Below are 10,306 nucleotides of genomic sequence, written 5' to 3' on the forward strand. Positions count from 1 at the left end.
AGGGGCGAGCTGCGGCTCGATTGGCGGGCCAAGGGGCTCACGTGCGAAATCGCGCTGCCGCTCGCTTAGGGCCGTTGAATTTTGAGGCTGTTTGCACACATGCTGAAATGGGATCACCAGCCCGAATTTCCCGAAGACAAGTATGCCGCGCGGGCGTAGATTTGGCTGGGCGCACCTGAAAGCGAGGAGCGGCAGAAGTGGTCGATCCGATCGCGATTCTCGTCGTCGAGGACAATGAAATCGTGCAGAGCTTCGACGACGCCCTGGCCGAAGCCGGCTTCATGTCGGCCGTGGCGCCTTGCGGCGAAGAGGCGCTCGAGGTTCTCGGGGCCGGTCGTTCGTATCGCGTGATCCTGACCGAGATCAAGCTTTCCGGTCGACTGGACGGCTGGCAGGTCGCCCGCCATGGATGCCAAGCTCGGGATCATCTACATGACCAGCGCCCACGGGCACGAGTGGCAGGCGAAAGGGGTGACCGGGAGCATTGTGCTTCAGAAGCCTTTCGCGCCGTCTAAATTGGTCGCCGCGATAGCGCAGGCTCTGAACGTCACCGAGTTGAATGATTCGGCGGCGAGATTGGCCGAGCCCCGACCGAGTGCGCCCCCAAGGCGCAAACGCAGACGCCACAACTCACCCCCGGCACACGACCCATTCGCCGGCAAGAGCAACAGGGCCGGACTTCGCCGCCCAGAGGGTTATGGGCGCATGTCCGGTGCGCGGTCCATCTCCTGCTCTTCGTCCATCGACGCCTCGGGCTCGACCGTCTCGTGATCATCCACGTTCTTCGAGTAGACGATGCCCTTCTCGAACGCGCCGGAAGGATTGACGGTGATCAGGACGTCGGCGCCGAGGGCGGAAAGCATCTTCATCAGTCGCCAGACCGAGTAATCGTTGTGGCGATGGTTGATGATCCTCGACAGGTCCGATTGCTTCTGCCCCGTGAGTTCGGCGGCGGCAGCCTGGGTCAGCTTGCGGGCTTCCACGATGGACGCGATCTCGTGACAGAGATGGCTCTTGACCCGGAATTCATCCGGATCGGCGATGCCTCGCTCCGCGAGAAAATCGTCTCCTCCGCAGATGGTCATATCCTCGGCAGTGTCCTGAGGCCGTTCATCGGCAGTTCGCTGCGCATGTCCCATGTTCACGGTCCCTTCGGCTTCGGCTGGCGGGCCTTCTCCAGTGCCGCGCGCACCTGCGCTCGGAAGGCGTAGTCCCGCTTGTATCTGGCTTCGTTGGGGTTGCAACGACTTAGAGATGCCACGAGAGACGAGAGTTATACCCGATGTTGCAGACGGTCGCTGGCTACCAGTTAACCCATAGCTCCGTTGCCAGACGAATTGAAATGTCGCTCGTAATCCTCGCCCAGCCGGCTGCGGATATCCCGCGGAGGGCCGCTCCGGATCCAAGGCCGGCTGGACGCGAGCGTATTCTCGATGGCATTCGACGACGGATGACCTGCTGCCATCATTTGCGCGCTCGCGACGGAACGCCTGCGCCGTTGGCGGATTAAACCTGTCTCTCCCTGAGGTAGATCGCCAACTCCGATGCTGGACTTGTTTGAAGTACGTTCGGATGAGGCCGCCATCGGCGAGATCGCCGCCCGGCACGCGGCCGTTCGCAGCAACCCCGACAGGAATTCCGAGAGGCGATTTCGCGACCTGCTGCAGGCACTGCCGGCCGCGATCTACACCACGGACGCGGAGGGCCACCTCACCTTCTTCAACCACGCCTGCATCGATTTCGCCGGACGCACGCCGAAGATCGGCGACATGTGGTGCGTGACTTGGAAGCTCTATCTGCCGGACGGTACGCCATTGCCGCACGAAGAATGCCCCATGGCCGTCGCGTTGAAGGAAAACCGGCCGGTGCGCGATGCCGAGGCCGTCGCGGAACGGCCCGACGGCTCCCGGATCTGCTTCATGCCCTATCCGACCCCGTTGCGCGACGACCACGGCCGGCTGATCGGCGCGGTCAACATGCTGGTCGACATCACGGCCCGCAAACAGGCCGAGGAGCGCATGAAGCTGCTCACCTCCGAGGTCGATCACCGGTCGAACAACCTGCTCGCGGTGATTCAGGCGATGCTGCGGCTCACCAAGGCGGACACGGTCGGGGAATTCCAGGCGTCGTTCGAGGGACGCCTCGGCGCACTCGCCAACGTGCAGCGGCTGTTCTCGGCGTCGCGCTGGACGGGCGCCAGTCTCCAGATTCTCGTCGAGGAGGAGTTGCGCCCCTACGCAAGTGTGGAGGGCAAACATATCTGCATCGCCGGGGACGACGTCCGCCTGCCGGCTGCGCTGGCGCAGGCCATCGCGGTCGCCGTGCATGAGCTTGCGACCAATTCAGCCAAATATGGGTCGCTGTCGACGCCATCGGGCCGGCTCGATATCCGCTGGAATATGGACGATACCGCCGCCTTGGTGCTGTGCTGGTCGGAGAGCGGCGGTCCGCCCGTCAAGGAGCCGACGCGCAAGGGGTTCGGGACCGGGGCCATCGACAGCGTCATCCGCACGCTGCGCGGAACCAGCACCCGGCAATGGAGGCCGGAAGGACTGGTTTGCGAGTTGTCATTCCCTCGGGGCGAGCCGTGACGCGAAACAGGACGCATCCGCCGTTCCTGACCACGTTTCCGCCGACGACAGGGCCGCTCGTCCTCCTTCACTCGATCAGAATGGGCGCCGCTATGTCGATGCGGTCTTCCCTTGCCGAGGGGATGCCATTGCGCTAGCCGGCCCCCCGCACCAGCGGCCTACGACAGCAGCGGCGCCGCGGGCGTGCCGAGATGCTCGGCGATGGCCTCGATGCAGCGCGCGTGCTCCCGCCGTTTGGCGACAAACTCCTCGCGATCGGCGTCCGGCCTCAGCCGGTATCTGGCCGCCGAGAGGCGGCCACAGAGCGCCTCGACGTCCGAAGCAATCGTATCGTCGGTTTTCGGCTCCAGACCGATCAGGCCAGCGATTTCTCCGACGAGACGCATCCCCTCGTCGCGCAGCAGGACGGCGGCCGCGCGGCTCCTCGGGTCGTCGATGAGAAGCTCGAAAATCAAGGCGAGGTCCATGATCGTCCCCAACGCCGCCGGCCAGCCGGCGCCGGTTCCTACCGAGCGGAAGTATACCAGCGACGGATGGGAGGCGTGGCTTTGCAGGACCGAGGCGCACCAGTCGCGCCCGTCATAGAGGGCGCGCCGCATCTCCTCCGGAGCGTCGAGGTCCGCGTAGCGCTCAAGAAGTCCGAGCGCCGAGGGCGGCTGGCCGGAGGCGGTCGTGATCTTGAGCACGCCGGCGTCGCGCCGGGCGATCCCCTCCTGCACCTCGATCAGATAGGTCACCGCCATCGTCAGCACCGCCAAGCCGCAGAGGCCGGAGGCAACCAGAACCCAGCGCGCGGGACCATGTGCCTCGATGCCGGACAGGCCGACAGTCGCAAGCGCGCTGCCCGCGATGAAGGCCGCCTGCTCGAAGCTGTCGGCCGGTGGAGAGAACCAGCTACCCAGCCCGTGCGCGACGAGGCCGAAGCCCACCAGCAGCAACTCCATCCAGACCACGAACGAGGCCATCAGCACGGATGGCGCGAAGCTGGTCGAGACGCCGGACTTGCCTCGCCGCATCCGCTTCCAAACGGGCAGCATCGCGAAGAGGAGCCGGCGGGCGACGCGCAAGGCGCCTTTGCTTTCGCCCGGGACCACGACCGTGTCGAAGACGTCCCGCAGCGCGAGTCCGACCAAAACGACGCCCAGGACGACTTCGATGCCTTCTCCGACGGTCACGGTTTTTGCGAAGACGGCCCACCGTCCTCCGGCTCGCCCTGGCCGCCCGAATGCGCGAGGTTCTTCGTCGCTTCGGCGTTCATCCGTTCGATCGATTTGAGGTGCGCCAATCCCGCGACCACCAACCGTTCCTCGTCCGTTTGGCCGCCGGCGACCTGGCCGAAAATGTGATCGGTGAGCGCCTTGCGCGCCTGGACGAGTTCGGAGTGATCGCGCTCCTTGAATTTCTCGAAGATCGTCATGGCCCGCTCGATGGCCGATGGAGCGACGGTCGTCTCGAGGACATCGGCCATGGTCAACCTCCCGCGTGCCGCTTCGAACTTACGAAACCGCACAGTCAATCCGCTTTGGAGACGCTCGGTTCCCTTCGGTCCCCGGTTTCGATGCGGAGCGTATAGCCACCGAAGGTTTCACGGGGTCTCATCCGGCCGCTGCGGCGACATTTGTCGACACGAAGGACAAGCGTCACGTGCGGGCGCAGGCGAAGGCTGAAATAGTGCCGGGCCCCATCCCTCAATCGCCGAGTGTAAATCTTTGCTTTTCGGACGCCGGATCGCAGTAGTTTTGGCGCAATGTCCCGCCCGCACCCGGATCCTCGAGACAAAGATCGCTGCTCTTCACTTGGATATGATAGGTGCCAGACGTCGCCGCCTCGAGCCGAAACAGCTCATTCGCCGGAAGATGACCATCTCCACAGCCCCATTGAATGAGATTGCCCGGACCGCCGCGCGTCCTGCCATCACCGGCAGATTTCGGGCCGTTCGACACGTTCAGGCACAATCCCGTGACCGCATTTACCGTGTGGATAGAATAGAACCCTCCACCCCTGTTCACAAAATCGAATGCCTCGTTGCTGTAGGCGCCGCACGAAAACGGAATGATCGCAGCCCCGGAGATCGTCGAGTTGGTGGTGACATTCAGGCAAAGATGTGCGGCCTGAGAGACGACTTGATGCACGCCCTCGATCCTGTCGATCAATGCATCGGATCGCGCCACCACGCCGTCGATCACATAAGTCGTGATGGAACGCGGGGGTGCAACGAATTGACGATATGCTTATCGCCGGAGAGCGCGATCGTCTCCTCGCGAAGGTTGATGGATGCATCCGAGGTCGTGCGATAGGCGGTCACTTGTGCGGGCAGCCCTGCAAAGGGCGTCAGGTCGAGATCATCCTTGCCGGGCGCATCCCGGTTGGTCGTCACCAGAACCAGCCGCTTCAAGGCGGGAGAGTAGGCTGCGAGCGTATCATACGCTCCGCCTGCCGAGATGATCTGAAAGCCGGGACGGATAAAGCGCGTGTATTGCGCCAGCGCATAATATTGCTTTTGCAGCTGTGGCGGGCCTCCGTTCGGATCGAATCTGATCACCTCCCAGTCCGGCTGCCAAAGCACCCAGGCCTCGGCCCGGAGGTCGCGCAGGTCCATGCGGATGGAATCCGCCATGAACAGGCTCCCCACATTTCGTCCTTTTCCTTCTGGTCCTTACAGCAGCCGAGCTCGCTCATCCAGATCGGCTTGTGAAGCTTCTCCGCGAGCGAGCTGTACTCCTTCAACTCCGCAAGATCGCCGACGTCGTGGTGATAGTCATGAGTGTCGAGCCGGCCGATCGCGGCCACCGCCGCAGCATTTGAGCTGCTTCAAATCGCCGACGGCCGTCGAGATATTGTTCGTATCCACGCCGGCGACGAAGGTGTCCAAGCCATCGTGTTGCAGGCGGCTCCTGAGCATGGGCACAACTGCATTCTGCGTTGCGATTGGAGCGGAATATCCTTCCTGGCTGCCGCCGGCGCCCCAGTTGCCGTCCGGCTCGTTGAAGGGTTCGACGCTCTCGAAGCGGATGTCCTCCACATCACGAAAATGCTTCACGACCGTCGCCAGATAGTTGACGAAGCTCTCCTGCATGTCGGGACGGAGATTATCCTGCCCGCGTTCCTTGCTGCCCGACGAGCAGCCGCTCACCGTTATCCAGTAAGGCGGTGGATAGGAGACCGCTTCAAAGATGTTCGCGCCGCGTCGCTTCGCCTCCTGCAGCATGCGCCGCTGGGTCGCATCACGCGTCCAGTCGAAGGCCGCACCCGGACCGGATTGATAACCCTCCATCTGGGCATCGGCGCGCATATGCGCATGCTTCGGATCGTCGCCGACCGCGATGTTGTAGCGCGCGATGTTGAAGCCAAGGGTCAGGCGCGTTGCGGGATCCCCGAACAGCAGGTCCATGTACGCGCTTTGCTGGGCAGGGTCCTTGATCTTCGCGGCTTGACGTCCGCCGCCGTAGAGATCGTTCGCCTCCCAGGCCAGCGACATACCCCATCCACGAAAGGTCAGAGCGGAGCGCGCGCTGATCTGGCCCTTGTTGAACGAGCCTTCTGGAATGCCCTGATCCGAAGCGGCAGCTTCGAGCCCGGCGGCCATCAGAAACAACGAAGAAAAAGCCGCACACGCGTAACGAGAAACAGGCACCAACCAATCCCCATGTTTGGCTCAAATTGTTCTGGCATGCTTCGGCTTCGCCTGCCAGGCGCATCTCATTCAGGACAGCATCGCGATACTGCTCGTCCCGGACGCTGCGCCTCTTCCGATGAACTCGGTGTGAACGAGACTTTACGATCGCATTCCGCTCCCCGTGAAGAATCACAGCGGCCCATCACCCGCGATCTCGTGATCGCGCATGAACACGCGCATTCACAACTGGTTCAGGTCGTCATGCCTATTCGGCTACTCGGGCGGGGATGAAATAGATCGATTGGAGTGTGCGCCATGCGCCGCATCGCCGGACTATCTCTCGTCATCGCCCTCAGCCTCTGCGGTCTCTCGCCGCCTCCGGCCGCAAACGCCCAGATCGCGATCGGCATCACCGTCGATGCCGTGCCGCCGCCGCTACCCGTCTACGAGCAACCGGAGATTCCCGGCCCCGGCTACATCTGGGTCCCTGGGTACTGGGCGTGGAGCGACGACATCGGTTACTACTGGGTGCCCGGCACGTGGGTGCTGCCGCCGGAGCCCGAGCTGTTGTGGACACCCGGCTATTGGGGCTGGAGCGACGGCTTCTACGCCTTCCACACCGGGTATTGGGCGCCGACCGTCGGTTTCTACGGCGGCATCTGCTACGGCTTCGGCTACACCGGCTTCGGCTATGAAGGCGGCTACTGGCGCGACCATCACTTCTTCTACAACCGCGCCGTCAACAACATCACCAACGTCTCGATCACCAACGTCTACAACAAGACCGTCATCAACAACCACATCACCGTGAGCTACAATGGCGGCGCCGGCGGCACCACGGCGAAGCCGACACCGGAACAGATCGCCGCAGAGAAGCAGCGCCACCTCCCGCCGACCGGGGAGCAGACGCGGCACGCCGAAACCGCCATGTGGAATCCCGCGATGTCGCTGGCTCATAATCACGGACATCCGGCGGTGGCCGCAACGGCGCATCCCGCGCAGTTCAGCGGCGCCGGGATCGTCGCGGCACATCCGGGCAAGCCGATTGCAGCGCCGGCGCCGCGACACGCGCTACCAGCCGCGGGCAAACCCAATGCTGCAGGCGCGGCCGGGACGGAGGACAAACGGAAGATGGCGTCCCCGCCCAAGCCGCAGATCGCGCGGCCAGCCCCGCAGGTGGTCAAGCGTCCGGCGCCCGCGCCGCGCGTGGCACGCCCTGCCCCGCATCGGCCAGCGACGGCTCCGCCTCGCCGTCCTCCACCGCCGCATGTCGCCCGTCCCGCGCCGCCCCGACGTGCGTCGCCGCCGCGGCCGCATCCCGCACCGCGACCGCATCCTGCGCCACGGCCACATCCGGCTCCGCAAAAGCATCGCTAAGGCAATCCATTTCCATCAACGTGCTCGCAATCGCGAGCACGGTGCCGCACGGTTTCTCCCTCCTCCACAGGCGCGCATCCAGCGATGGCTACGTTCCTGCGGAAGATCTTCAACGATAATCGGTGCCGGCGGTTTCGGGCCCGAGATGGTTGGCCGAAGGAGTCATGCCGCTAGGCGGCACACCGGCCGGGCGAGCCGCCTCTGAGGTCTTCCAGCAATCGATCCTCCCGCTCGATCCGGCTCCGATAGAGCTCGCGCTCCTTTTCGCTTTTCGCGCTCGCCAGCAGCAGGCGATAGTGGCGTATGACCTTCTCGCTGCCGTGGATCAGCAGGTCTCGGACGTCGCTCATGACGCCGCTCCCATGATCGAGGAAGCCGATGACGGATCTTTCGGAAGGGGAAATGCCACCGGGAAGGTTTCGGCAACCAGGGCATCGAGCGCGGCCTGCTCGTCGGCCATCCGTTTCTCGATGAAATCGCGCTCGAGATCGGACAATTCCGTCCGGAGCAGCCACCGGTAGCGGTGGATGTTGTTGCGGTGGGTGCGGATGCGGGCGAGGTTTTCGTCGAACATCTTGGTCACCTTCGCTTCAGGCCGCAGCGCGCCGCTCGGCCGACCGAAGCCGCACCGGCTTGCCGCCGGGCGGAGGCCTCGGGCCGCCATCGAGCGCGCAGAGCGCCTCGAGTATCTCGTCGATGGTGACCGGCCCCTTCAATCCTTCGGGCGCCCGCAGCGAGGGACAGGACGCGATGGCCGATGCGTCCGAGGCCCATGACGCCAGGATGGCCCGCTTCTCCCCGAGGCTCAGGCCCGGATGAGAGACCACATCCCGCGGTGCTCGAACCGGGTACCGGGATGAAGCAGGTAGTCGAAATCGAATACGTTGTCGTCGATCGCGGTCGTCCGCCGCATGGCTGCCTCCATTTCAAAGACGCGTTGGGGGATGGCCGCGCGGGATGGCCCGCGCGGCCTGGATCGAACCTTGTTCGCCTGGTCCGGTAATCAGGCGGCCTTGGCTTCGATCTGGGTCACGTTGCTGGCGGCGGCGCCGTTGATCTCGATACGGCGCGGCTTCATCGCCTCGGGGATCTCGCGCACCAGGTCGATGACGAGCAGGCCGCTCTCGAAGCGGGCGCCCTTGACCTCGACGTGGTCGGCGAGCGTGAACTGGCGCTTGAAGTTGCGCGCCGAGATGCCGCGATGCAGGAAGGTCTTGCCCTCCTTCTCGCCCTTGAGGCCTTCCAGCGTGAGCACGTTGTGCTCGACTGTCAGCGCGACCTCGTCCGGCGTGAAGCCGGCGAGCGCCACCGAGATCTGGAAGCGGTTCTCGTCGAGACGTTCGATGTTGTAGGGGGGATAGCTCTCTTCGGCGGTCCGCTGGACCTCGTCGAGAACGTCGAAAAGGCGGTCGAACCCGATGGTCGACCTCCAGAGGGGAGTCCAATCATACCTCATAGCCAAATCCTCCTTGGAGCAAGATGGGTACGAGCAGGCTCCGGACACCGTCCGGCGCCCGACTCAAGTCGCGGGACCCCGAAAGCGTCCCAGCCGCCGCGATGGCGACGCCGAAAAAATTTGGAAGGCCGGAAAAAGTTTCAAGGCCCCGCCGCAAAATTTTTTTGGCAAGGAATCGCGATGGTTAATCCGGCCTTCCCGGCCTATTCCCGCGCGCGGCGCAGCGCCTGCGCCTTCGCGACCAGCTTCTCGCGCTTGGCACGCTCCTTCTCCCTTGCCGCCTCTTCCTTGCGGCGCTCGGCATCGCGCCGCTTCTGCCCGTGCTCCGACTCCGCGGCGGCCTTGCGGGCGTCCTTGTCGCTGACCTCGGGCGCGCCGGTCGCCCCTTCGGGGCCGGGCGGCGGCCCTTCTTGCGTCCGAGGTCGGTCGGGAGATCGGAGTAACTTGCTCGCTCGCGCCGACGAAGTGATCGACTAGATGTGTCAGCCGCAAGCTGTTGCGATAAATAGACCGTCTTCCGCCCACGGCCCCGCGGGGAAGCACCGGCGGGGCGTGGATGCGATCGTTAACGCTCCGGGCGCTTCTCTTCCGCCGGATGGCCGGCCGGGGGGTGTGGAGGAGGGGCCGCTGTCCGCGGCGGCGCCGGTGACCTCACTTCGGGGCGAGCCATCTGCTCTGGTCGCGCTTCGGGCCGCGCCGCAGGCTCGGGTCGTCCTTCCGGCCGTGCCGCAGGCTCAGGTCGGGCCATCTGCTCCGGCTTGGGCTCTTCCCTGCGCACTTCCTCAGGCTTCTTTTCTTCCGACGCCGGCCTGTTCTCCCGGGCGGCGGGCCTTGTCGGCTCAGCTTCCGGCCGCGGCTCAACCCTTGTCTCGGCAGGCGCCGTGCGCTTCTCCTCGACAGCAGGTCTGTTCTGCTGAACGGAATTAGGCGCGGGAATTTCCTTGCCTGGGACCGGGAGCGCGTGAGACGCCTCCGCCGGCGCCAGCCCCGGTCTTGCCGGCTCTACAGCCGGCGGCCGCGCGCCATTCGCAGGCGCGACCTCGCCGGCCGGCCGCGCGTTGACCACGCCCGGCCCTTTCAGTTCGCCGGGACGCGCCGTTGCGCCAACAGGCGGCACGCCATTGTTGGCTCGCTTGAACAGGCTCGGATCCTGACTTGCCACTTCGACTTGCTTTCGTTGCAGCGGGGTCGGGGCGAAGTGCTGCTCCTTGGCAATTGTCCGCTCTTCGGCCGTCGGCCGCACTTCAATGCCGCCCTTGCCGCCGT

12 protein-coding genes and 2 pseudogenes are annotated in these 10,306 nt (G+C 64.7%); 3 read left to right on the forward strand and 11 right to left on the reverse strand.

The window, feature by feature from the left end:
- Window positions 1-197 precede the first annotated feature (197 nt).
- On the forward strand, window positions 198-515 hold the full coding sequence (locus tag JOY90_RS20035) for a hypothetical protein (protein ID WP_291692842.1): 318 nt from the start codon (window positions 198-200) through the stop codon (window positions 513-515).
- Between the two features lie 180 nt (window positions 516-695).
- Here JOY90_RS20035 and JOY90_RS20040 read toward each other — a convergent pair whose 3' ends face one another.
- A complete protein-coding gene (locus JOY90_RS20040; protein ID WP_291692843.1) occupies window positions 696-1,139 on the reverse strand; it encodes a helix-turn-helix domain-containing protein in 444 nt (147 codons plus the stop codon).
- A 405-nt stretch (window positions 1,140-1,544) separates the two neighbouring features.
- Here JOY90_RS20040 and JOY90_RS20045 point away from each other — a divergent pair, with 405 nt between their 5' ends.
- Entirely contained in the window at window positions 1,545-2,591 is a 1,047-nt protein-coding gene (locus JOY90_RS20045) for an HWE histidine kinase domain-containing protein (RefSeq protein ID WP_291692844.1), read from the forward strand.
- Window positions 2,592-2,749: 158 nt separating this feature from the next.
- On the opposite strand, the gene JOY90_RS20050 is transcribed toward JOY90_RS20045, so the two are convergent.
- From JOY90_RS20050 to JOY90_RS20070, 5 genes are all read right to left on the reverse strand, one after another.
- Window positions 2,750-3,766, reverse strand: a complete 1,017-nt coding sequence (locus tag JOY90_RS20050) for a hypothetical protein (protein ID WP_291692845.1) — start codon at window positions 3,764-3,766, stop codon at window positions 2,750-2,752.
- A complete protein-coding gene (locus JOY90_RS20055) occupies window positions 3,763-4,059 on the reverse strand; it encodes a hypothetical protein (protein ID WP_291692846.1) in 297 nt (98 codons plus the stop codon). The genes JOY90_RS20050 and JOY90_RS20055 overlap by 4 nt, the downstream gene beginning before the upstream one ends.
- Before the next feature lie 220 nt (window positions 4,060-4,279).
- A complete protein-coding gene (locus tag JOY90_RS20060) occupies window positions 4,280-4,777 on the reverse strand; it encodes an RICIN domain-containing protein (protein ID WP_291692847.1) in 498 nt (165 codons plus the stop codon).
- On the reverse strand, window positions 4,774-5,208 hold the full coding sequence (locus JOY90_RS20065) for a hypothetical protein (protein WP_291692848.1): 435 nt from the start codon (window positions 5,206-5,208) through the stop codon (window positions 4,774-4,776). Before JOY90_RS20065 ends, JOY90_RS20060 begins: the two co-directional genes overlap by 4 nt.
- 141 nt (window positions 5,209-5,349) lie before the next feature.
- Window positions 5,350-6,177: a glycoside hydrolase gene (locus tag JOY90_RS20070; RefSeq protein WP_291692849.1), complete on the reverse strand. Its 828-nt coding sequence runs from the start codon at window positions 6,175-6,177 to the stop codon at window positions 5,350-5,352.
- A gap of 345 nt (window positions 6,178-6,522) precedes the next feature.
- On the opposite strand from JOY90_RS20070, the gene JOY90_RS20075 reads away from it, so the two are divergent.
- Window positions 6,523-7,584 carry a hypothetical protein gene (locus JOY90_RS20075; protein WP_291692850.1) on the forward strand — a complete coding sequence of 354 codons (1,062 nt, stop codon included), beginning with the start codon at window positions 6,523-6,525 and terminating at the stop codon, window positions 7,582-7,584.
- Window positions 7,585-7,754: 170 nt separating this feature from the next.
- On the opposite strand, the gene JOY90_RS20080 is transcribed toward JOY90_RS20075, so the two are convergent.
- The 5 genes and pseudogenes from JOY90_RS20080 to JOY90_RS20100 form a co-directional block, all read right to left on the reverse strand.
- Window positions 7,755-7,934 carry a hypothetical protein gene (locus JOY90_RS20080; RefSeq protein ID WP_291692851.1) on the reverse strand — a complete coding sequence of 60 codons (180 nt, stop codon included), beginning with the start codon at window positions 7,932-7,934 and terminating at the stop codon, window positions 7,755-7,757.
- On the reverse strand, window positions 7,931-8,158 hold the full coding sequence (locus tag JOY90_RS20085; protein ID WP_291692852.1) for a hypothetical protein: 228 nt from the start codon (window positions 8,156-8,158) through the stop codon (window positions 7,931-7,933). Before JOY90_RS20085 ends, JOY90_RS20080 begins: the two co-directional genes overlap by 4 nt.
- Window positions 8,159-8,174: 16 nt before the next feature.
- Window positions 8,175-8,497 (reverse strand): annotated as a pseudogene (locus JOY90_RS20090) (hypothetical protein).
- Window positions 8,498-8,587: 90 nt separating this feature from the next.
- Window positions 8,588-9,040: an Hsp20 family protein gene (locus JOY90_RS20095; RefSeq protein WP_291692853.1), complete on the reverse strand. Its 453-nt coding sequence runs from the start codon at window positions 9,038-9,040 to the stop codon at window positions 8,588-8,590.
- A 565-nt stretch (window positions 9,041-9,605) separates the two neighbouring features.
- Window positions 9,606-10,306: pseudogene (locus tag JOY90_RS20100) on the reverse strand (hypothetical protein); the annotation flags it as partial.

It is taken from the genome of Bradyrhizobium sp. (genome assembly GCF_019242285.1).
In the GTDB taxonomy this organism is placed as follows: domain Bacteria; phylum Pseudomonadota; class Alphaproteobacteria; order Rhizobiales; family Xanthobacteraceae; genus Bradyrhizobium.